At 50.4% G+C, this 24875-nt stretch carries 15 protein-coding genes; 3 read left to right on the top strand and 12 right to left on the bottom strand.

The features are described 5' to 3' along the window. Window positions 1-3: 3 nt before the first annotated feature. The 6 genes from LY264_RS17800 to LY264_RS17825 form a co-directional block, all read right to left on the bottom strand. Entirely contained in the window at window positions 4-984 is a 981-nt protein-coding gene (locus LY264_RS17800; RefSeq protein ID WP_003831159.1) for a LacI family DNA-binding transcriptional regulator, read from the bottom strand. 77 nt (window positions 985-1061) lie between these two features. Then, on the bottom strand, window positions 1062-2213 hold the full coding sequence (locus LY264_RS17805; RefSeq protein ID WP_048226168.1) for a Gfo/Idh/MocA family protein: 1152 nt from the start codon (window positions 2211-2213) through the stop codon (window positions 1062-1064). After that, entirely contained in the window at window positions 2210-3238 is a 1029-nt protein-coding gene (locus LY264_RS17810) for a sugar phosphate isomerase/epimerase family protein (protein WP_048226170.1), read from the bottom strand. Before LY264_RS17810 ends, LY264_RS17805 begins: the two co-directional genes overlap by 4 nt. Before the next feature lie 15 nt (window positions 3239-3253). Continuing rightward, the gene (locus LY264_RS17815; protein WP_048226172.1) at window positions 3254-4495 is read right to left on the bottom strand and encodes an MFS transporter; all 1242 of its coding nucleotides are present in this window, start codon (window positions 4493-4495) and stop codon (window positions 3254-3256) included. A 179-nt stretch (window positions 4496-4674) separates the two neighbouring features. Continuing rightward, on the bottom strand, window positions 4675-6069 hold the full coding sequence (gene pheP / locus LY264_RS17820) for a phenylalanine transporter (protein WP_008784036.1): 1395 nt from the start codon (window positions 6067-6069) through the stop codon (window positions 4675-4677). A 146-nt stretch (window positions 6070-6215) separates the two neighbouring features. Continuing rightward, on the bottom strand, window positions 6216-7301 hold the full coding sequence (locus LY264_RS17825) for a YncE family protein (RefSeq protein ID WP_048226174.1): 1086 nt from the start codon (window positions 7299-7301) through the stop codon (window positions 6216-6218). 300 nt (window positions 7302-7601) lie between these two features. On the opposite strand from LY264_RS17825, the gene LY264_RS17830 reads away from it, so the two are divergent. The 3 genes from LY264_RS17830 to LY264_RS17840 all read left to right on the top strand — a co-directional run bounded on the left by LY264_RS17830 (window position 7602) and on the right by LY264_RS17840 (window position 19514). After that, window positions 7602-8777: a coiled-coil domain-containing protein gene (locus tag LY264_RS17830; RefSeq protein WP_048226175.1), complete on the top strand. Its 1176-nt coding sequence runs from the start codon at window positions 7602-7604 to the stop codon at window positions 8775-8777. 617 nt (window positions 8778-9394) lie between these two features. Then, window positions 9395-9973: a helix-turn-helix transcriptional regulator gene (locus LY264_RS17835; protein ID WP_008784033.1), complete on the top strand. Its 579-nt coding sequence runs from the start codon at window positions 9395-9397 to the stop codon at window positions 9971-9973. A 196-nt stretch (window positions 9974-10169) separates the two neighbouring features. Then, window positions 10170-19514, top strand: coding sequence for an autotransporter outer membrane beta-barrel domain-containing protein (locus LY264_RS17840; RefSeq protein ID WP_048226177.1), 9345 nt, complete (start codon window positions 10170-10172; stop codon window positions 19512-19514). A 145-nt stretch (window positions 19515-19659) separates the two neighbouring features. Here the strand turns inward: LY264_RS17840 and LY264_RS17845 are convergent, their stop codons facing one another. The 6 genes from LY264_RS17845 to rclA form a co-directional block, all read right to left on the bottom strand. After that, window positions 19660-20427, bottom strand: coding sequence for a putative bifunctional diguanylate cyclase/phosphodiesterase (locus LY264_RS17845; RefSeq protein ID WP_048226179.1), 768 nt, complete (start codon window positions 20425-20427; stop codon window positions 19660-19662). A 100-nt stretch (window positions 20428-20527) separates the two neighbouring features. Further along, the gene (locus tag LY264_RS17850; protein ID WP_171846098.1) at window positions 20528-21109 is read right to left on the bottom strand and encodes a helix-turn-helix transcriptional regulator; all 582 of its coding nucleotides are present in this window, start codon (window positions 21107-21109) and stop codon (window positions 20528-20530) included. A 21-nt stretch (window positions 21110-21130) separates the two neighbouring features. Continuing rightward, window positions 21131-21826 (bottom strand): flagellar brake protein, encoded by a 696-nt coding sequence (locus tag LY264_RS17855; RefSeq protein ID WP_048226180.1) that lies wholly within the window; start codon window positions 21824-21826, stop codon window positions 21131-21133. Window positions 21827-22398: 572 nt separating this feature from the next. Then, the gene (gene rclC / locus LY264_RS17860) at window positions 22399-22959 is read right to left on the bottom strand and encodes a reactive chlorine resistance membrane protein RclC (protein ID WP_008784029.1); all 561 of its coding nucleotides are present in this window, start codon (window positions 22957-22959) and stop codon (window positions 22399-22401) included. An 11-nt stretch (window positions 22960-22970) separates the two neighbouring features. After that, window positions 22971-23201: a reactive chlorine resistance periplasmic protein RclB gene (rclB, locus tag LY264_RS17865; protein ID WP_048226462.1), complete on the bottom strand. Its 231-nt coding sequence runs from the start codon at window positions 23199-23201 to the stop codon at window positions 22971-22973. A gap of 171 nt (window positions 23202-23372) precedes the next feature. Beyond that, complete coding sequence (rclA, locus tag LY264_RS17870) at window positions 23373-24698, bottom strand: reactive chlorine resistance oxidoreductase RclA (RefSeq protein ID WP_048226183.1); 1326 nt, start codon at window positions 24696-24698, stop codon at window positions 23373-23375. Window positions 24699-24875 lie beyond the last annotated feature (177 nt).

Consider the following 24875-nt stretch of genomic DNA (forward strand, 5'->3'; position numbering starts at 1 on the left):
AGCTCAGGTACTGGCGCGTGAAATATAGCGCCAGTCCATCATCACCCTTTCCGTCTGCGCGTCAGGATTTTCTATTTTATTCAGCAATAATCCTACCGCTTTGCGGCCTATATCCCGTGACGGCTGCTCAATGGTCGAAAGCTGTGGAGAAACCATTTCTGCAAGTTCCGTACCGTCGAAACCAACAACGGCGATATCCTGCGGGATCTGTAATCCGGCATCGAAAATAGCGCGCATCGCACCAGCGGCTAGCGTGTCCGATACGGCAAACACCGCGTCGGGTTTCACCTCTGCGGCAAGTAGTGTTTTCATCGCCGCAATTCCTGCACTGGAACTTAATTCACTGGCATATTCCACAGCCTGATATTCAAGCGACAGCGCATGCAGCGCCGCTTTATAGCCGCGTTCGCGCAAACGAGCATATTTATAACTCAGGTCATGATTGATTAAGGCAATTCGTCGGTAGCCCTTATCCACCAGGTGAGATATCACCGACTGTGCGGCGTCAACATCGTTAATCCCCACGCAGGAAACCGCGCCTTTGTCAGCATATTCCGCGCACTGAACCCAGGGCGCATCGCCAATCAGCGTAGTCAGTTCCGGTAATTTTGAGAATGCATCCATGGTGATAATGCCATCAACGATTTTCCCCGACAGCAGCTTCAACGCTGATTTTGAGCGGGCTGTATCCGAGCCGGAATTACACAGCAAAATGCGATAGCCATTCTTCTCCGCCTCCTCTTCAATGCCTTTCACAACCTCTGCACAAAAAGGGTTGGCAATGTTGGAAACCATCACCAGAATCATCGAGCTGCGCGCTGTACGTAGCTGACGCGCCAGCAGGTTGGGCTGATAATTGCTTTCTTTAATAGCCTGTAGCACGCGCTCGCGATTTTTGGCTTTGACGGTATCACTGTGATTCAGCACACGCGATACCGTCGCCACCGACACACCGGCAAGCTGGGCGATTTTTTGAATAGACATAACGACGACACATCCTGCGGTTTACGCTTTGCGTTGAGGCTACCATAAAATCGCCGACTGGCGAACCGGATGCGTGTTTAGCGCTGTACTGATACCCAACGCTGCTGCTGATGGCTTTTTATAATTGCATCAATAACATACATCACATCCGCACCATCAGAAAAAGACGCAAATCGACGCTCCGCCGTTGCGGGCATTTTGCCTGCCAACACAGCCTGATAGAACTGCTGCATCATATTCTTGAACGCATCCGGCCAGCCCTCAATATGCCCACCCGGAAAGTGCGCACTGGCAGCTACATCAGCATTCATCAATCCTGGGTCGTCCGTCAGGATCTGGTTCGCCTGCTGACGGTGCCCGACCCAAAGCTGTTGCGGCGTTTCCTGATCCCAGTGCAGTGAACAGTGGCTACCGTTAATTTCAAAGCTCAGGTGATTCTTGCGCCCGGCACTCACCTGCGAAACGCTAAAGCAGCCTTTGCTGCCATCATCAAAACGTACCAGCACCGACCCACGATCTTCCGTCGTAACCGCTTTATCCTCAAATTGCACATCAGCCGTTTGCTGGCCAAACGTGGCGTTACTGGCAATGCTGGCTTTACGAACCGGCCAGACGATAGCCAAATCGGCCATCACCTCGACAATACGTTTTCCAGTCACGAATTGCACCGTATCACACCAGTGCGAACCGATATCCGCTACCGCCCGTGAATCGCCGCCCTGTGCGGCATCGACCCGCCAGTTGTAGTCAGTCTCCAGCAGCATCCAGTCCTGCAGGTAGCTCCCCTGTACGGCAAACAGATTGCCCACGCTGCCGCTTCTGACCATACTGGCCGCCTGCTGCACCATTGCAAACTGGCGATAGACAAAGCTCACGCCGTGCACCACTCCAGCCTGCTGTGCCAGCGTTTCCAGTTCACGAGCCTCATCCGGCGTCATACACAGCGGCTTTTCTGAAAACACGTGCAGACCCGCGCGTAAAATCTGCCGATTGATGTCGGCATGCAGATGATTCGGTGTACAGTTATGCACTACCTGCAGTCCGGGATGCGCCAGCAGCGCTTCAACGCTGCCGTAGGCATGAGGAATATGAAGAGCATCTGCGCGTTCCTGGGCAACCGCCAGTGAGCTATCACAGAGCGCCACCACGTTCACACCGCCGAGTCGACGCAACGCCTCAATATGTGCAGGCCCAATAAATCCGCTGCCAATAATGCCAACCTGTATCATTTGCGTACCTCATCGCCAGCGGCGAAATCATCAAATGCACGTGCAGAAACCGGAATAATATGGCGCCGTATAAAATCACTCCCCTCACGCGCCCCGGTTTGCGCGTCTTTCAGGCAACACTCCCATTCCAGCACCGCCCAGCCAGGGAAATCATATTGTGTGAGCTTGCTGAAGATCGTTTTGAAATCGACCTGCCCGTCCCCCAAAGAACGGAAGCGCCCGGCGCGATCGAGCCACGGCTGATAACCGCCATAGACACCGCTGCGGCTACTGGCATGGTACTCAGCGTCCTTGACGTGGAACGCTTTAATACGCGAGTGATAGACATCGATAAACCCAAGATAATCCATCTGCTGCAATAACAGATGGCTCGGGTCATAGAGAATGTTGCAGCGAGGATGATTATCAACCAGCGCAAGAAAACGCTCGAACGTCACGCCATCGTGCAGATCTTCGCCGGGATGGATCTCAAAGCAAACATCCACCCCATGGTGATCAAAGCGATCGAGAATCGGTCTCCAGCGGCGCGCCAGCTCCAGAAAAGCCTCTTCAAAGCGCTGACGATTATGCGGTGGCCACGGATAAAAGAAAGGCCAGGTGAGCGAACCTGAAAACGTGGCATGTGCCGTCAGCCCCAGTCTTTGCGAAGCCGCAGCAGCCTGGTGTAGGGTTTCGATGGCCCACGCCTGTCTGGCCTGCGGATTAGCGCGTACAGACGGCGGAGCAAATCCGTCAAAAGCGTCATCGTAAGCCGGATGGACGGCAACCAGTTGACCTTCAAGATGGGTAGATAATTCGCTAATCACTAACCCATATCCGGCCAGCATCCCGCGAATATCATCACAATAGGCCTGACTTACAGCAGCTTGTTCGACATCAAACAGCGACTTGTGATTACACGGGATTTGTAATGCCTTATAGCCCAACTCCGCCGCCCATTTTGCCACGCCCTCCAGGGTGTTAAATGGCGGGCGATCCCCGATAAATTGCGCCAGAAAAATGCCAGGCCCCTTGATGGTTTTCATAACCCCTCCTGAAAATTACGCCTGCTCTTTGTCGTCATACTTGAAAGAGAAAAGGAAAATCACGGCAATCACTGCGGCAGCGACTGCCGGGATCCACCAGAATGTGGTCCACGCCTGAGGCACGGTTTGCCCCGCTACCAGCCGGTTGTAAAGTGCGCCTGAAATTTGCGAGCCCAGCAGCATACCGATCCCATAGGTAAACATGACGATCATGCTTTGCGCCTGACCTTTTACTTTTTCCCCGGCGATACGATCGGTGTAAATAAAGCCGACCACGAAGAAGAAGTCGTAGCACACGCCGTGCAGCAGAATGCCGAGATACAGCAGGAATCGCCCCTCTTCGCTGATGCCGAGGGCAAAGAAGGCATAACGCACGAACCAGGCGCACATCCCGATTAACAGCATGTATTTCACGCCCAAGCGTCTGAACAGGAACGGGATCACCAGCATGAAGAATATTTCAGACATCTGACCAAACGACATCGCCGTACTGACGTCGCCGACGCCCGCATCAGCAAGAAACGACGCGGTATACGCGTAATAGGTTCCCAACGGTACAGAGATAAGCGTCGCGCAGAGCGAGAAGACAAAAAAGTGACGGACCTTGAGTAAGGCAAAAGCATCCGCACAAAACAGATCACGAACTTTCACCGGCAGTCCTTTCGCCGGTGCAGGCGTGTTGGGCAGCGTCAGGCTGTAGAGCGCCAGAATCACAGAGATAATCGCCGCCAGCGTAAAGATGCCGGTGGTGTCCGAAATTCCGGTTACACCGATAAAGATCCCCGCGACAATCCAGCCAATGGTGCCAAACACCCGCACCACCGGGAAGGTTTTGTCCTTATCCGACAGGCTATGAAAAGCAATATTGTTGGTAAGCGCCAGCGTTGGCATGTAGCACAACGTGTAGCCAAACAGCAGACCAATCAACAGTGCACCGTTTTGCGCCACCAATGTCTGCGGAACAAACCACAGGATTGCCGCGCCAGCAAGGTGCATCACCGCCATCACCTTTTGCGAGGCAAAAAAGCGGTCTACCAGCATCCCTAAGACGAATGGCGACAGAATAGAGGCAATGGGCCCGGCTGAGAACGCATCGCCAATCAACAGCGACATGTTGTGCTGGCTCATCACCAGCCCCAGCGTGACGGACCAACTTCCCCAGATAAAGAACTGTAAGAACATCATTAGCGACAGCCGGGGGACCAGCAGCCGGTACTGTACGCTCTGTTTTCCACTACTTTCGGTTGTTGACACCATTTTTGCCCCATCCTTAAAAAGTAATCGATTACAAATTAGATTCAATAGAAAAGTAATCGATTACAAAACAAAGATCCTGTCAGCAGCAGCAAAATTGCGAGAACGGTCACGATAAACGTTGAGTGAGGATCCGATCCCACCCTGACGATGGGATCGGTAATAACAAGATCGGTAGAAACTTAGCGGGACTTACGACGCAGCAGTTTGAAGGCAACAAACAGGAACAGGATCCACACTGGCAGCAGGATAGCTGACAGGCGCATCTCATCCATCGTACACATCAGCACCAGAATCATGCCAAGGAAAGCAATACACAGGTAGTTCCCTGCCGGATACAGCAGCGCTTTAAACTGCGTGTCACGTCCCTTACGACGCATCGCCGCCCGGAATCGCAGATGTGCCAGGCAAATCATAATCCAGTTCAGCAGCAGCGTTGCCACCACCAGCGCCATCAGCAGGCTAAAGGCCTTTTGCGGCAGTACATAGTTGATGAGTACCACCAGCGACGTAATAGCACCGGAAAGGATCAGTGAGTTCACCGGTACGCCGCGACGGCTGACGCGGGTTAAGAACTTCGGCGCGTTACCCTGAACCGAGAGACCAAATAGCATACGGCTGTTAGAGTAGACGCCACTGTTATACACCGACAGCGAAGCCACCAGGATGACAAAGTTCAGCGCAGAAGCCACTACGTTGCTGTCGAGATTATGGAAAATCATTACGAACGGGCTGCTGTTGGATTTCACTTCCACCCACGGGTACAGCGCCAACAGCACCACCAGAGAACCGATATAAAACAGCAGAATACGGTACACCACCTGGTTTACCGCCTTTGGAATGCTTTTCTGTGGATCCTGCGCTTCCGCGGCAGTAATCCCGATAAGCTCCAGCCCGCCAAAGGAGAACATAATCACTGCCAGCGACAGAATTAATCCGTTCCAGCCGGTAGCAAAAAAGCCGTTGTAACGCCACAAATTATCGATGCTTGCATGTTCCCCGCCGTTACCGGAAAACAGCATCCACACGCCAAAACCAATCATGCCGATAATGGCCAGTACTTTAATCAGCGCAAACCAGAATTCCGTTTCGCCATACAGACGTACGTTGACCAGATTGACGGCGTTGATGATCACGAAGAATGCCGCGGCCCAAATCCAGGTTGGAACATCGGGCAACCAGTACTGCATGTAGATCCCTGCCGCTGTCAGTTCAGCCATGCCGACCAGCACAAACATCACCCAGTAGTTCCAGCCGGACAGAAAACCCGCGAACGGTCCCCAGTATTTATAGGCAAAATGGGCAAACGATCCGGAAACGGGTTCTTCGACCACCATTTCGCCCAGTTGACGCATAATCAAAAAAGCGATGATCCCGGCAACGCCGTAACCCAGTAACACCGCAGGTCCCGCCATTTGAATAGCCGGGCCAATGCCCAAAAACAGGCCGGTACCAATTGCGCCGCCCAGCGCAATTAACTGAATATGGCGGTTTTGCAACCCTCGTTGAAGCGTCGGCTCGTTCGTCGACGCGGCATCAGACACGCTGGTGTCAGATGCAGTTGACGCGTTTTTCACGCCCTTCCCCTGTGTGGTTTTTATTGAAGGGGCTTCTTTTAACATTTCAACCTGGTTGTCGCAAGGCGCAATCGATTGGATACGCCGGGCTTCCTTGCCCAACGCACCGAGGCTCGGGAGAAAAACAATAGAAAGAAGGCGAGCTGTTATTGTTTATTCAGGTCAATACGTACCACGTTATCTGGCGCAGACGTAGAGTGGTCTTTATTAAATTTCTGTTTCACGGTGACAAACAGGGTTTGCCCATCCGCCGAGAGCAGCAAGCTGTTAGGGTTAGGTGGTAAATCCCAGCTTTTCTTCACGCTGTAATCGGTCGCATTCAGGCTGAGCAATTTCCCTGAATCACGCTGGGTAATATAGATTTCGTTGCGTTTTGCGTTAAATTTCACCGCCAGCGAATCACCCACATCCAATTTTTTCAGCAGCTTACCGGTATGGATATCCAGCACCAGGGTAGTCTTCGCTTTCGAGTTGTCGGTGACAAACAGGCGACCCGTTTGTGCGTCCTCCGCCATATTCAGCAACAGCGCAGGTTGTTCCCCCAGCGGTTGCCAGCGTTTTTCTACGCGCTGATTACGCGGGTTGATAACAAGAATTTCACCGCCGCCGTTAGCTGCATAAATTCGCTGCGTCACTTCTGAATAATGCAGTCCGGTCATCCATTTACCCGTATTTTTAATGCGGTTTTTTTGTTTCAGGGTTTCAGCGTCAACCACCCAAATCACCGCCGGATCCGCCACGGCACCAATATAGAGCAAACCGTTATGCAGCAGCACCTGCCGCGCACCATACGGGAAACCTTCTGAGTTACGTTCCGGGAACAGTACGCGATTTTTCACTTTGCCGTCAGCGGTATTCAGCGCGCTCAGGCCACCATCCAATGAGTTGGTGACATACACCGTTTTACCGTCCGGCGAGATAGCCATACCAAAGTTTTTCATATCGGTATGACTCAAGCCGAGCGTTTTAAGCGTTTTTGGATCCAGCTTGTAAACCACGCCGCCCTGCACATCTTTAAATCCTTCGGCGCTTGCAACGTACAACGCATCCCCTGCCGGGCTAAGCGCCATTTCATATAACCCATCCGCCAGCGCGCGTTGTTGCACATCACTGACGGCAGGTTGCGCTGTTTTTTCCGTAACGCTGGCGTTGCTGGCTGGCGTGGTATGCGCCGCACAACCGCTTAACGCCGCAGCAATCAGCAATGCCAGCGCGGATGTTGTTTTTTTCATTGTCGGGATCCTTACCAGAAGTAATACAGGGAGTTAATAACAAAAGAGAATGAGAACTATACGCATTATCTTTACTGAATCAAGAATAATTACCCGAGAGTAAAAAAACATGAAACAGAGGTTTGAAGATGCAGACAGGTGCGCGCGACTTCCGGTTTTTCATAATTACAGTGAATTATTCTGGACGAAAAGGCATCGCAGGCCACAGAATGCGCTTTACTGTTTTTCTAACATTTTCAAACGGGTGAACCTGTTGTACTTCAGCCACTCGTTTTTTAGCCAAGCCAGGCAATGACTGTCATGAATAAGATCATCAAACGACTGGAAATCGTCAAAAGCGCTATTGAACTGGAAGATGAGGAGATTATTTTCCAGCAGGTGGCGCATCTTAAAAATGAGCCTTTGTCAGTCGTACCTGGCACCATTGTGCAGGCGATCGAAGAACGACGCTTTGGTGATGCCCTGCGGGAAATCTCAGCCTGGCTGCAATCTCAACGGGCAGTCTCTACGTGGCAGGATCCCGCCATTGCCGCCAGTAAGCTGGAACTCAAAGCACTCGAAACACAGTTGCGTGACCTGATCGATAAGCGTAACACGCGCATTCAAATCCTCGATGATTTCAACGATCTGTATCACCTTCGTCTTGGACCGCTGATGAGCCGCATTCTCGAACTGCGTAAACAGCTCGCCGCCAGTGCCCAGCGCAAACAGGAAGCGGAGCAAAAACGCCGGGAAAAAGACTATCAATCCTGTCAGCACTATATTTCCCAGGCTGTTGATCAACTAGCCAGGCTCAAGCAGCACTGGATGAACCAGAATTCAGATTCGCGCGAATCGGTGGAAACACGCCAACGTATTCAGCAGCAAACTGAACTGATTACCGCCCTGCTGGCGGAGATTCGTGAGCTGGAAAACGACTTTTCTCGCCAGGATGACAGCGCAACCCGTCAGGCACAGGAAGAGGCCAGCCATGAATATGATGAATATCAGGAGCAGCAGCAGGATGCACAGCATCGTTTTAGCCGTGACCAGCGGCTTTCCTCTGATGAACGTAATGAGTTAAAACGCCTGTGGCGTCAGGCAAGCCGTCTTTGCCACCCGGACGTGGTAGCCGATGATCTGAAAGAGAAAGCGCATCAGATGATGGTGCAGCTTAACCAGGCGCGCCAAAATGCCGATCTTGCCACCGTCCGGGCGCTACTGACTCAATTGCAAAGCGGCCTCGAACCGATGATGGCCAGTGACCGATTGAACGATTTGCAGCATTTACGCAGCAAAATACAGCAGCTCAGAGAACAAATTAACGCGCTGCTCAAAGAGATTACCGAACTGGAAGCCGAAAACGCCTGGCGGCTTGCCACCTCCGTGACAGATAAAGAAGCCTACTTCTCCGATCAACAACGGGCGCTTACGGAAATCCGCAATACACTGGAACAGCAGGTACATCAGGTTGAACAGGAACTGTTGGCGGGCTAAGCCCTATCAGCAATAGCAATCAGAAAAAATAACCTCTTCAAGTGAGTTTTTAAAATTAAGCACAAAAAGCTAAAAATAGGATAATTCCCTAAAAACCTCACAACGCTAAGAATTATCAACCTGGATACTCGAGTTTCAGGTCGATAACTGCAAATTTAGCGATATTTCTCTCTTCCCCTCGACGCCCCTTCACTTTGTCCTGGTCTTGATTAAGAATTCTCCTACCCACCAGTAAGCCCATTAAGAAAAACGTATATCCATCTGAAATATAATGTTTTTCATGTAAATTCCCTCCAAAACAGATAGGAATACCCTGTCTTTATAGAAACCACTCAATCATTATTCATGCGATTCATAAGCGAAATCTATCAATCATTTACGCAGAGCTGAAATAAACGATTTATCTTAAATTTTAACAAAGTGTAATATCTACTTTAAGAATAGTTAATGATTCTAATAAATACAGAGAATATCTGTTTAATCTGGAATTAATAAGGATACGTTCACAACACAGAACGTAATACGAGATTTAATTAACATTTCACGCGTCGCAAGAAACTCTTTTTTAACCTACAAAAAGAGGCGGCTGCTTGCACCAAAATTTCAAGGAGATCGTTATGTCAAAGGCTATTTTTTTGGGTGACTCAATTTACCCTTGGCTAGGCATGCGAGAAATCCTACGTGGCTCATCATTATATATTGATATCGCGTATTACTCCTCCCAGACGCTCTCTGCTGTCAAAATGCTTCCTTATGAAACGGATTGCATCATCATTAATCCTGACAAATCAGATTTTTTAAAATATGCCAGGATTATCCGCAACATGGCTTTACGACCTGTCACCAAAATTATTGTTTTGGCAGATGAAGCTACTTTTACTCTTTTTCAAACCGTTTGTGGGAAGAACATGCTGTTTCTTGATCAAGATGCCAGTCTTGATCGGCTACACCATGCCGTTACACGTATCACAAAGAACAATAACCAACAAAATATCAAAGCATTACACAACAAGATCACAGCAAACGAATTCAACGTAATGATGATGCTTGCCCGAGGATGGTCACTGACACAAATCGCCGGGGCATCACAAAAAAGTGAAAAAACCATCGGGGCGTACAAAAGCAATATTGCCAGAAAACTCGGCAAAAATAACACCCGACTCAAGTACACCATTTCCCACTATAGCCAGCCGTAACTGACTTATTTAAGGACAATTATCACGGTTATTATTTAAAAAGGTTTTCTTTCGACTCGCTTTTTAATTCCGCATCGCACGGAAGGAAACCCTATTCCCAAAAATCTATTACCGGGTAGCACATCCGCGTGCCAACCATAGCCAACAACTCAATGTATTAACACATGCATAACAGGAATGTAGACGAGGGTTATATATGAACAAAGTTTACAGCATTATTTGGAACGCGGCGCTCGGTATCTGGGTGGTCGTTTCTGAATTAACCAAAGGAAAGAAAAAAAGCAGCTCGCGTAAAACGGTTGCGGTATTGGCAGCGGGTGCATTAAGCGCTGCTTCAATGCAGGTTTCCGCTGATCCGATTATCGACACCGGTGATCACAATATTTTCACCGACTACCAGGCAGGTATTTCCGTTGGGGATTATACGGGTATCCACGACTACGGGTTCTTATATAAAGATATCACTGCTGGTCAGGCGCTCAATATCAGCGGCGCGATCCCAACGATCGGTCCGGGTCAAAGTGGCGTTGTTGAATCAACGACCATCAGAGAACTGCTGCAAACAAACAAAATCACTCTTAAGGCCACCAGCCCTGACCAGAGCGTAAAAACGATTACTACCGCTGAAGAACTGGCGGAATACCTGACGTACAATCGGTCGTCGACGCCTTCACAGAGCACAGAATTTGATATTAACGACCCGGCGTTCCCTGGCGAACCTACAACTATTAAAGTATTTGACACCAATGAGTTAAGTAATTTTCTTACTGAATCCCAGATTGGCGATTCGGTATTAAACACCTACGATCCAACATTGTCTAAAATCTATAAACAATTTGGCATCGCGCTGGCGACAAATGGCTCCATAGCCAATCTGGATATTGGCAACGACACGCTCAATGTCCGGGACAAAGCCAATACCATTGAGTTACTGGCCAAAGACTCCTCCTTGCTTGAGGCTCAGGACGCAGGTAGTCAGGTTAACTGGCAATCCGATAACTATATAAAATTTAACGCCGCCCCAGTTATCCCTGAAAAAACATTCGCCGGTTCAGCGCAAACCTCCGTGTTTGGCGATGATGTAACACTCATGTCCTACGGCTATGATGCAGACGGTAAAGTAGTCGAAACGGGTACGCGCACATTTAACATTACCAGCACGCAGGAGCTGGCCGATTTTAACGACTGGCTGTTGGGTAAAAGCAGCGACGCAGCAGAAAACCCTGAAGGGCAAAAGGTCAGCCAACTGCAGTTGTGGCTGGATGTTGAAAACGGTGATATCACAACCGTCGCCGCCGCGCAGACAAAATACGCGGAGCTGATTGATGGCTTGATCAACTCCAGCAAGTCTTCAGACGTGCTTACCTGGGATTACGACGTTTGGACCGACGGCTTGTCGCATAGCAATAACGCGACCGCTGGCCGCGGTGAGCTGCATGCTATTTACGCCAACGGTGCAGGCACCTCCGGCACCCTGAACAAAGATGCGATTATTGCCGTTGACGGCAGTATCAATGGCGTAATGAAAGCTCTTAATGGCGGGGTTATCACTAACCTTGGCGAGCTGAACGCATTACGCACGTCTACCGGGCAGAGTCTGGCGATTGGCATGCTGGCAAAAGACGCGACGGCAACCAACAACGGGATCATCAACTCCGGGCTGTTTATCGACAAAGACGGCAACCAAAACGTCAACAGCTATGGCGCATTTGGCATGCAGGGGCAAGGCGCCAGCCAAATAGCAAACAACGGCACCATTAACCAGGCGATCACCACCGATAACTTTGGTACCGCGTCGGCAGCCGATCCCTGGAGTAAAGATGAGCCAGATTCTTCGCTGACGCTGGCTATTGGTATGCAATTGTCTGACGATGCGCAAGGGGTCAACAACGGTGATATCAACGTCGTGGACGGGCGCAAAAACGGTGCATCCTTTGCCAAAGGCACCGCTTATGGCGTAGAAGTCGCCGGGAATGCCACTTTCACTAACGCTCAGGATGCCTCAATTTATCTTGGTCGCGACGCAAGCGATCCGTCTAAAGATGTCACGATGGCTGGCGGCTCTAGTCTGAGCGCCGGGATCATGACCAAAAGTGCCAAAGAGGTGATTAACAACGGTCTGATCACGCTGGGAACCGGGATACGCAACGCCGCGGGAATTCTGGTCGGGAATGCCACAGGCAACGTTCTCAATACCGGCAATATCGTGATCAATGGAGGTTCTGACGGGGGCAGCAGTAAAAACTACGGCATCTCCGTACGCGACAGCGGCGCGGAAAATAATCAGGAAATCCGCAACGACGGCAAGATTAACGTAAATGGCACCAACAACGTGGGGATCCACGTTAGCGCCAATAACAAAAATGCCGAAGTCACCACCAGCGCTGCGGGCTCTATCGTGGTGGACGGAGAAGGCGGCGTCGGTAACCGTAACTACGCTATTTGGGCTGAAGGTGGCAGCAGCGGCCAGGCAGTGGTCAACGTTTACTCCAACATTACGCTGGATAAAGCCGGTAACATCGGTGTGCACGTACGTGATAACGCCATCGCTAACGTTGACAGTCTGAGTAGCCCGACATTCAACAACACCGATCAGATTGGTTATTACCTGTATGGTAAAGGCGCTACCGCCAATATTGGTCAGGCGGTGATGAATGACAATGGTCAGGATCGCACCACCATTTTCCGTATCGCCAATGGCGCATTGCTGGCCGGTAACACGACTAACCCGAAAGATCAGTCCAGTTCCAACCTTGATCTTACCCTCAACGGTAAGAATTCCGTGGGCGTTCTCGCCACCGGCGCTGGCAGTAGCGTAGATACTGGTGAAGCAACGTTTGCCGTTAAGGGCAGCGACTCAGCGGCACTGGTAATCGAAGGCGGCGCAAAAGGGACCATCAGTGATAAAACCACCATCAATTTAACCGGCGAAAGAACCATTGCCGGGGTTGTGGATGGTCAGGCTCACCAGTTGAATGGTCGCACGCAGGGTGATCCTACTAGCACCACCCTCACCTCGAACGCGAAGATTACCTCTGAAGCTAGCGGCAATGAGGTTATCGCCTATGTGGCGAGGAATCAGGGCAACCTGATCCTGGATACCAACTCGATTATTGATCTGGCCAGCGTCGACAGCATCGGTGTTGATGTTCAACAAGGCGGGAGCTTAACCAATAACTCTTCCAGCGCTCTGCATGTCAGCAACGGCATCGGTGTTAGAGCTTCAGGTGCCAGCGCACAGATCAATACACTGGGCAAAGTTCAGGTTGATAATGGTACTGCCGGGGTTCTGCTCACCCAAGGAGCCAGCCTGCTAATTAACGGTATTTCTGGCGACAGTATTACTACCGATGGCACCGCTGACGGTATTCGTCTGGCCGAAGGCGCTGGCGCTCTGTCCGCGCAAAATGTGGAGATCAGTGCAAAGGGTGACGGTGCTGGCATTCAAAACGATGCTAACAATAACAATATCCTGTTACGAAACGTCACCATAAACTCCAACGATGGCGCAGGCATCCGCACCAGCGTGGCGTTGACCATGACCGATAAAGACAGCGCTGGAAATATCCTCAACGTCAACGGGAAAGGTACCGGCTTCGCTTTTGAACAACGCGACGGCGGCTCGGTGACGGGCGATCTGACCATCGGCAAAGGCTACACCATTGAGGTGCTGAACAGCGAAGGCAGCGGTATCCGCGCTAATACCAACGGTAATGTCACCACCAATGCCGACATTAACGTGCATAACGACGCAGGCGGTTCGGCGATCATCGCGAAAAACGTCAGCGCCTTGACCAACAGCGGCAAGATTATCTCTGCCAGCACCACCTCACCGGTAATTGACGCCAGCGGCGACAGCAGTAAAACCATTACCAACACGGGAACCCTGCAGGCCATCAACGACACGGCCGTGGCCATTCAGTCCGGCAAAGGCAATGACACCATTGATATCAGCGGCGGTGTAACCAGCGGCGTAATCAATACCGGCGAAGGTGCAGACATCTTTAACTGGCGTAGTGGCTCCTATGCGGGTGAAGTGAATTTCGCCGGTACTGGCGGTAACAATAAAGCCAACATCGGCAATGTGACGCTGGATAAAACACGCCACATCACTACTGAAGCTGGTAGCGGCAACGCCCTCACCTTCACCGATACAAAAGGTGCGAAGATTGGTACGCTGGCGAGCGACAATCTGACCACTGGCACCAACATCGGCACCGGCTGGGATTCGCTGACCATCAGCGGCTCAAACGCGGATGTCCGCGTCGTAGAAAACCTGACACTGGCAAGCAAAACCATTGCCGTAAACAATGGCGCAACCCTGAGCACCGGCGACCACGTCGAGCCGACCAGTACTGCAGCAAGCATTGGCGATTACAATGTTACGACCCAGGGCACAGGCAGCCGGGTTATCTTCGATACCCAGGGTGATGCTTCAGCGGCGCAAATTTATCGCGGTATCATCAGCGGTGACGGGAAGTTCGAACGTGCGGCGGGCGGTACCACGATCTTCACAGCTAACAATACCTACACCGGCTCTACCACTATCGCTCAAACCGGTACGCTGCAGTTGGGTGACGGCGGAAATACAGGCGAAGTCAGCGCCGTGTCAGACATTATCGACAACGGCATATTGGCGATTAATCGCGCCAACACCGTGCTGCTCAACGGCGTGATCTCAGGTATTGGCGCGCTACAGCAAATCGGCGGCGGCATTACCCGTCTGAACGGCAACAACACCTATACCGGCGACACCACCGTTACCAACGGCACGCTGCTGGTGAATGGCGATCAAAGCGCGGCGCGCGGTGCCACCACCGTTAGCGGCACGTCCACACTTGGCGGTAATGGCACTATCGGCGGCAACGTGCTGATGAACGATGCCACGACCCTCAGCGCCGGTGACGGTGGTGCGGGTACGTTATCCATTAACGGTAATCTGCAGCTTGGTAGCAAAACGACTTCCGCTTTCGAACTGGGTCAGGCCTATACGCCAGGCGGCGCGCTAAACGATCTGATTAACGTCGCGGGCGATCTGCAACTGGACGGGACTCTGGATGTCACCACTTCACAGGGCGGTAACTTCGGACCGGGCGTGTACCGTATCTATAACTACGGCGGCACGCTGGATAACCAGACGCTGGAATTAGGCGCAATACCGGAGAGTCAGGATAAGAGCAATATTTTTGTCCAGACCTCCATCGACAAACAGGTCAACCTGGTGAACGCCAACGGCGTTACCCTGCAGTTCTGGGACGGCGCAACCGTCAATCAGAGCCACGGCGCGTCGGGCATTGAAGGCGACAGCAAAATTGACGGTGGCGATGGCAAATGGATGGCAATCGGCAGCCAGGGTGATAACAACTGGACCACCGCAACCGGTGAAGGTAACGCCCCTTGGGCACAGAAGTCCTTCGCCGTCTTCACCACCAAAGGCGGTACAGTTACCGTGGACAACGCCGCGGGAGAAGTTAACTTCTCCGGGGCACAGTTTGATGCCGATGGCTATGTCGTTAAAGGCGATGCGCTTAACGCGTATGCCACCACGGAAAACGCGACCCACGCAGGCCAGACGCCAGGAACTGGCGAACTGCTGCTGCGCGTTGGCGCCGGTGGCGCGGGGCAAAACTATACCGCGACCATTGAGTCTGTTATCCGCGAAGCCAGTACTGCTGATAAGCTGACGCTGGTGAAAACCGACCTTGGCCGTCTGATTCTCAGCGGTGACAACGAGTATCGCGGCGGCACGCGCATTGATGGCGGCACGTTGCAGATCTCCTCCGACAGCAATCTCGGCCAGAGCGGAACTGACCTGGCAATCAATAACGGTTCAACGCTGCAACTGGGCGCGGACCTGACCAGCAATCGCACCATCGAGCTGGGAGCGAATGAGAACGCAGCGGTGTTCGATCTCAATTCGCATCACTTCACGCCAACTGGTGAGATTACCGGCGACGGTAAACTGAAAGTCACCAGCAGCTCTAGCGATGCGGGCAGCACCTTGTCGCTCGACCGCGCAAACAGCTACAAAGGCGACACAGAAATTGCCGGTACCGGAAACGCCAACAATGTGACGGTCAACGTCAGCAAAACCGGAGCCTTTGGCAGTAACGAAAGCAGCACAGTGAACGTCAATAAGGGCGCGACGCTCAATGTCAGCGGGACAGATACCAGCCTGAAATCCCTGACCATGAACATCGCCGACAGCCTGTTAACGCTGGCAGATAACGTCACCGCAGCGAGCGCAATGCTGAACCTGACGGGCACGGCGAAAGCGGTGTTAACCAACAACGCCACCGCGGGCAACGCGACGGTTAACGTGTCAAAAGACAGTACTCTGGCGCTGGAAGAAGACGCCAGCGGCGGCAATGCCACCGTGAACAACAGCGGGCTGATGACCTTTGCTGACCTGGCGATGGCAGAAAATACCGTCGTTAAAAACCTGGCGGGCGGTAAGGTCGATATCAGCGCAGTCGACAGCGCAACATCGATCGGCTCGTTGTCCGGCGCGGGTAATGTCGAACTGGGCAATAAAGAGCTGTCGCTGGGTAATCTACATCTTGATGACACCATCAGCGGCATTATCAGCGGCAACGACGGCAGCCTGGTGAAAATCGGTGACGGCACGTTAACGCTGACCGGCGACAACACATACACCGGCACCACGGACGTCAATGAAGGCGTACTGCTGGTCAACGGTAATCAGTCTGCGGCTACCGGCCAGGTGACAGTGAAATCCGGGGCAACGCTCGGCGGTAACGGGATTATTGGCGGCGCGGTTGATGTACTGGACGACGCTCATATTACCGCGGGTGCAGCTATCAACAGCGTGGGTAAACTGACTACCGGTTCGCTGACGCTCAGTGATAACGCACAGCTGGATTATCAGTTTGGTCAGGCTTACACCCCGGGCGGTGCTTTCAACGACTTGATTGACGTTAATGGCGATCTGACGCTCGACGGTAAGCTCAACATTGAAACCTCACCGGGCGGCAGCTTTGATGTCGGCGTCTATCGCGTCATCAACTACACCGGCACATTGACCAACAATGTGATGGATATTGCTAACGCGCCGGAAGCGGCTGACAGCCTGTACGTGCAGACATCGGTGAAAAATCAGGTCAACCTGGTCAACCACGCAGGACTAACGCTGCGCTTCTGGGACGGCACCGGTGGTGAAAATGGCGAGCTGAAAAACAACGGCGTCATCAACGGCGGCGACGGTATCTGGCAATCCAGCCAGGGTAACGACAACTGGACGACCGATGAATCAACGCCGGAAGGCGCGCTGAACGCACCGTTTACCGATGCTGCGTTTGCCGTCTTCCAGGGTGAAGCAGGCAACGTGACCGTCGATAACAGCAAAGGCGACGTCATTATCAGCGGCGCGCAGTTCGCCACCGATGGTTATCGCGTGGGCGGCGAAGCCATTACCACCGATACGGCCAACACCCTGATTCGCGTTGGCGATGGCACAGTAGACGGCGCCAACTACACCGCGACTATCGACAGCGTGATCCGCGGTACCGGCGGCCTGAATAAAGGCGATCTCGGTACCCTCATCCTCACGGGTGACAACACCTACAGCGGCGGAACGACCATCACCTCCGGGACGCTGCAGGTAGCGGGCGATACCAACCTGGGTGCGGCAAATACGGGAATTACCTTTAATGGCGGTACGCTGAAGTATGGCGAAGCGTTTGATACTGCCCGTCAGGTGACGCTGGAATCCGGCGGCGGGACATTCGACACCAACGGGCATGACGTTTCTCTGCTAACGGAAGTCGAAGGTAATGGTCAACTGACCAAAACCGGTAAAGGTTCCCTCACCCTGACGCTGGATAACACCTACACCGGTGGCACCACCATCGAACAAGGCGTTTTACAGTTGGGTAACGGCGGCGATATCGGCAGCATTCAGGGGGATGTCGTTGATAACGGCGTACTCAACGTCAATCGTGGCGATACCCTGGCGCTGACCGGCAATATCAGTGGTAAAGGCCAGTTGCATCAGACCGGTAGCGGCATTACCGAGCTGCAAGGTGAAAACAGCTACAGCGGCGCGACGTTGATCGCCAACGGCGTGTTGCAAGCGGGTAATGCCAACACCCTGAGTAGCGCATCTCACCACTATGTGGTCGCAGACACCACGTTGAACACTCAGGGTTACAACCAAACGGTAGCGGGCCTGAGCAACGGTGGCGATGTCTCGCTCATCGGTCAGCAGACTGGCACAACCTTAACCGTCAAAGGGGATTACACCGGCGAAAAAGGGACTATCAACATGGCGGCTATCCAGAATGGTAGCGGCGCAGGCATTGCCGACCGTCTGATTATCGATGGCGGTAAAGCCAGCGGTAGCACGCTGCTGGATGTCGATGGTTCTGGTCTCGGCGCGCCGACCATTGGGGATGGTATCGAAGTGGTGACAGCGCTCAATGGCGCAACCACCACCGCACAAACGTCGCGGGATGCCTTCCATCTTGCCGCCGATCGTATGGCTGCAGGTGCGTTTGAGTACCAACTGCATGCGGGTAATGCTCAGGGCCAGGGTGAAAACTGGTATCTGAGAAGTGAATACCGTCCAGAAACCATGCTGTATTCTGGCCTCGCCAGCGTCGTACGTCAGGGTGATATTAGCCTGTTGGGTAACATGCACCAACGTATGGGTGACGAGGTTAAACCGGGCATTGATGAAGACAATCGCGCCTGGGCAAGAATGATTGGCTACTCCGGTAAAACCAAACTGGATGATGCGGCCGGTACGCAAACCAGCTCCCATACCATGGGCATTCAGGTCGGCGTTGATATGTATGCTAACGAAAGCTGGAAAGCCGGGATGTATACCAGCATCCTTGATATCGACAGCAACGTGAAAGGCACGAAGACAGGCAGCGATGGCAAAGGCGGTAACATCGACGACAACGCATTTTACGTCGGCGGCTATGCTACCTGGTTCTCGGGTGACGGTATGTATGTTGATAACGTCCTGCAGTACGGTAACCATAAATCCCGCCTGGAGGCGACCGGGAACAACGGCTCGTATACGGTCAGAGGCAACACGCTGACGGCGTCGACAGAGGTGGGTAAATCGTTCCGTTTAGGTGCCAGCGTATGGAGTCTGGAACCTCAGGCTCAGTTGATCTACCAGTACAGCGACTTTGATAACAGCACGCTGGATGGTGTGACCCCAACGAAAGTGAAAATGGATACTGCGGATTCCTTTACCGCGCGTCTGGGCGTGCGTCTGGTCGCTGACTATGACACCAACCATGGCAAATTCCAGCCGTACGGCAGGGTAAACGTCTGGCAGGGTCTGGGTTCAAAAGACAAAACGCACTTTAGCAATGCGGTAGCCACCACCACGCTGGAATCTTCACAGCAGTACTCCAGCACTGAAGTTGCAGCCGGCCTGTCATGGTCCATCGACAGAAACCTGCAGGTCTACGGTGAGCTGGGTACGCAATTCAGCAACGGCGGCAGTAAGTCGCAGGTAGAAGCGCCGGTCAATGCCTCTATCGGCTTTAAGAAATCGTTCTAAGCTGACATAAACTCACCAGCCCCCTGTTCTGCAGGGGGCTTTTTTTTGCCGTTCAAAGCCGCCTGATGCGCTACGCTTATCAGGCCTACAGACTTAACAGCAACGCGGAACAATCAAGGATTTGGGAAACGTAAATAAGGAGGGATTAACGATTATATTGTGCTAAGAGTGAAGGGATCTCTTCTGCCAGCACTGGGGGAGAAATGAAAAAGCCTTGAATTTTGTCACAACCAATCTGCATCAACCGCTCCAGCTGGGACTGGGTTTCCACCCCTTCGGCAAGAACTTCAATGCCAAAATTATGCGCCAGTGAAATAATACCCTCAACAATCTTTGTTGATCGGGTGTCGGGCTCAATACCGGTGACAAATTCCTTATCAATCTTTAAGGTGTCAAAAGGATATTTCAACAGGTAATTAAGATTAGCATGGCCGGTTCCAAAATCATCAAGTGCAAGCTTGACCCCTATCGCCTTTAATTCTTTCATATTTTTAGCCGCAATCTGGCTGTCACACAGCGGTGACGTTTCCGTGACCTCTATTTGGCATCGATGGACCGGCAATCCGGAAGTGGCAAGATTTTGTCTGACGCGTTGGGGTAACAGAGGATCGCAGAATTCAAGCGCGGAAATATTGACGGATAATACAATGGGGTCAGGCCAGGAAGTTGCAACATCCCACGGAGAGTGAGTAACCATATCTTCAATGGAAATAATATTGCCGCTATCTTCCAGTAAGGTAATAAAAACATCGGGAGAGATCATACCCATCTGAGGACTATTCCAACGCATTAATGCTTCAAATCCGCTTATACGCTGGGCATGCAAATTGAAAATAGGCTGATAAACCATATAAAGTTGACTGGTATTCAAAGCCTTTTCAAGCGCAGTTAGCACCTCATTGGAATTAAACATTCCCCTCTCCCTCTACAAATCATAAAATTAAAAACCAGTCAAAATCACTCCCAAATTGTATCTACTATTAGGTGTATTACATCAGAAAAGAATGGTCAGGTTAGGGTAAAAAAGACATAGGATGGGTAAATCTGACAATTAACTTATTTAAATCAGAGGTATTGGTCAGGCCAAGCTTGGCGACGACTCTCATCTTATGTGCCTGAATCGTTTTATAGTTCAGGCTAACTAACTCAGAAATTTCTTTGGCTGTATAACCACTTACCAGTAAGTTCAGGATCTGCTGTTCTCTTTCGGTTAATCTCTTCTGCGAACGATACAGTCGGGGGTTCCATTTCCCGACTGATAATGTTGCCAATTGACCAAAATCACGCAGTGAAGATTTTTCAGTCAAAACTATTGTTTTTTCGACATATAATAACTCTACGCATAATTTCGCCACCAAACTATCAGCAACAATCACCACGACGTTATTATAAAATTTGAATCGGTTTTTATTCAAAAACTGAACAATGTCTGAACACGCTTGTTCATTATCAATGATATTAAAAACCATGGTTTGATGCTGGCATAATGATGACTGATGCAACATATCCTCAAACTGGAATGTTTGTATCGGTACATGTTTGCTGGTCAGGTAGGCAAACATACCATTGCCCACAAAATTATCACTGCCACACATCAACATCCTGTTCACCGTTCCTTATAAGCTTCTAATCTTGTTACTCATTAAAAATTTAATAATGATTTTCTCGACTTCAGTCTCTTCACGACGATTTTTAAAGTCGAACTCACATGAGATCTGATGACAGGAATACAACTGGTTATCCTCATCAAATTCATTGATCGGGACGACATCGATCACTTTTAAGTCCAGTTGTAAACTGCCAAATGTATCGAAATCCAGAGATGCATTTTTAATCACCGCATCTTTATAAAGAAAACGGGCGTTTACATCTTTAACGATTAACGCACAACCACCCTGCGAGATATTTTTAATCTTGAGAGAGTAGTTTTCTCCATTTTTGTAACGACCAAAACAGAAAAAGTCATAGCCTTTCAGGAATGAAAAACGCTGATTTTGTCTCTGCTGGGCAAAGAAAATCATATCCGGGATGAAGTAGGATAATCCTGCTTCCGCACCTGCTGACGAGGTTTGTTCGAACCTGGCAGTAAATTTTACAATCCCGCTTTCGCTGTGCAGGATAAAGTATTGGACCTTTTCAGGAACAATGTCTCCGTGTCCGGAGATGACAAACCGTTCGAAATCAACTTTCTCTAACTGCGTGATAACGCTACTGTCTCCACACAGGATTTCCAGTTTCGTTTTCTTATGAAGCTCTTCACGAAGGATAGCGATGATTTCAAACTTGTCTTCCTTTGCTAAGCCAAAGCTCATTCTAAAACCCTTATTTCCATATTTAAGATATGTCCCGCTTTTGGTTACTCACAAAACGCGAGATCAGCATCCACCCCTGGTGCTTAATTACCATAGTGGATTCCATGTCAAACAGTTGGTTAAAAGTTAAGTTTTTAACTATCTTTAGTCAGTTATTGATACGTAAAAACATTTAATCAGGATTAATTCTAGCTCAAGCCAGGCCTTAAACCACGCGAACTTGCGTACTGGCTATAACAAAAGCGAATAACAAAATTTTTTAAAATGAGGTTTTGAGATAACAAATAGCAAGAATTGTACAGAAAAAAATAAAGCCATCATGATGGAGGGGCTAAGCAACATGCGGGTTGGCGTGCTATCGCGGGGGGATAAGAGAAGATGTTTACTGCACTCTATCATTAACTAAAAATATAGCTCTGACTCGTTATGCTTCTAAATTGAATAATTGCAATTTATATATACTTAATAAATTTACCTTAAGTCAGAAAAAAAGCCAGCATCCTGCTGGCCCGGTAAGTACCGAATCGAACTATAGTGGCTTGCTATCTTACAGAGGGCACAACGTTAAAAATTCAATACCGCTGCTTAATTATTGATCGGGATGAATCTGCGATGATCATCACTGCTCCCGCCAACATTAACGTGTCTTTCAACACCAACCGCCCGGCGCCTGACAAGTACGGAAATCCGTGGTGTAAATCACCCAGCGGCATTACCCACGCTTCTGGTGTGGTTATTAAAAATGATAAGGTAACAATTGGTGTGGCAAATGCCAGAACGCCGCCAATTAATCCCAACCAGCGGCTAACAGGATTAGCCAGCACCAGCAAAGCGATAAGAACTTCGACTACGCCCAGGCCATTTGAGAACGTATACGTGTTATTCGCCGTCTGCCATTCACGAGCCTGCGGTTTGAATTCACCTTCGTGGGTTAAATGTTGTTTGTATTCTTCTGGATGCTCATAAAAAAATGACATTACCGGACTATTGGCGACAAACGGCGTAATGCTGTCGGCTTCGTAAGGTACAAATTTTAATAAACCAATCCAGATAAAAACAATCGCGATACTCAGGCGAATCAAGGTTAATCCAACTCTATCGCCTTTGCCCAATATACGAAGATACTTTTCCATCCCGGCTCTCCTCACTTGTACAAAATTGCCGTTGCGTGAGTGCTGCTATCAATGCGCATTGAGGTAATTTTCCAGGAAGTCGCATTCTTTTCCTGCGCCAGTTTCGCAATGGCATCTTCCATCACGGAAGGAGAGCCAGACACGGCTGATACGCTAACGTGGGCAACCTCTGTTTGCGCTAACGCGGAAAATGTCACCGGAGCAGTCAGTAACGCAGTCATTAGTAACGTAGACTTAAACATGTTCATTTCTATTTCCATTAACGAGTTATTTCAGTGGGAATATAATAAAACATGTCACTTTATTTTATTTCATCCGTAACGCCAGAATAACTGTCAATTAGTATCAGGAGTATAAAAAACAAATAAAAAAAGCCCCACACGGGTGGGGCAAATATGCAGACTACGTTATTATCATTTTATGAGAGAAAAGAGATCGTTTAATGATTCGCTCATACTTGGATGGGTAAATATCTGGTCACGCAATGTGGTATAAGGTAACCCCGCGTCCATAACCGTCTTGATGATATTAATCATTTCATGAGAATCCACGCACAGCAGCGATACGCCTAATATTTGTTTCGTTTCACTATCCACCACCGCTTTAAGAACACCAAGCGTATCATTCATCACCCGCGCTCGCGGGATAGCCGCTACCGGCAACGTCACGACTTGCACCGCCGCACCGCTGGCGCGAGCCTGTTCTTCAGTCATTCCTACGCGGGAAAGCGGCGGCGTCATAAAGACGGAATACGGTACATTTTGACGATCGCCCGTGTTACGTAACCCCTCGCCCAGCAGGTTGTCGCGCACAATACGGAAGTCATCCAGCGAAATATAGGTAAATTGTAATCCACCAGTGACATCGCCCATTGCCCAAATATTGTCTGCCGATGTACGCAAATATTTATTCACAACAATGGCACCACGATCGTTTACATCCACACCCGCTTTCTGCAATTGCAGGTTTTCTGTCGCCGGTTTGCGACCTGATGCTACCAACAGCGCATCCACCGTCTGGGTCCCCTCCGGCATGTGCAGCTGTACTGCACCATCATGAGAGGAGACCGACTGCACGTTGGCATTGAGGATCAACTCGACACCTTTGTCGCGTAAAATGTTGGCGATAGCGTCAGCAATATCCCGGTTCTCACGAGGCAAAAACTGCGGAGCTGCTTCATAAATAGTGACTTTGCTACCAAAGTTGGCAAACATCGATGCGAATTCAACGCCGATATACCCACCGCCCAAAATGCCCAGACGCTCTGGACGTTGCGTCAAATTCAACAGCCCGGTGCTGTCAAATACGCCAGGTGTCGTGGTTAATCCCTCAACGTTTGGAATCGTTGACTGGGCGCCAGTATTAATAAAGATTTTCTCGCCGCTCAGCTCAATCTCGCCTGTTGACTGCACGACTCGCACAGTATGGTTATCAACGAATTCAGCACGACCTTCAATCACATCCACGTTTTCCAGATCGGCAAGATTATGGAAATTTTTATCGCGCAGAAAACTGACAACAGAGGCCTTGCGTTGCATTGCTTCGGCAAAGTCATGCTGAAGTTCAGCATCATGTACCAGGGTTTTGGTTGGGATACAGCCGATGTTGATGCATGTCCCGCCATACATGGTGTTTGACTGTTCAATAATCGCTACCCGCCAACCCGTTTTGGCCAGTGTTGCCGCCAGCGTTTTACCCGCTTTGCCAAATCCAATAATAATCGCCTGATACTGATTCATGCTGTCTCTCCGCCAAGTCACTGTTCGTTTGATGAACTGAAATATAGCTCTAACTCTGCCAGAACAATGTATCCACAACTCGCCAATAACTGTCAGATCGTCTAAATCAGCCTTAAAGATGACTAACATTTCGAGAATGAATTATTACACTAACACTTTGAAGGTATTAATATAATA

Origin of the sequence: Citrobacter portucalensis (assembly GCF_023374935.1) — a bacterium.
GTDB classification, from domain to species: domain Bacteria; phylum Pseudomonadota; class Gammaproteobacteria; order Enterobacterales; family Enterobacteriaceae; genus Citrobacter; species Citrobacter portucalensis.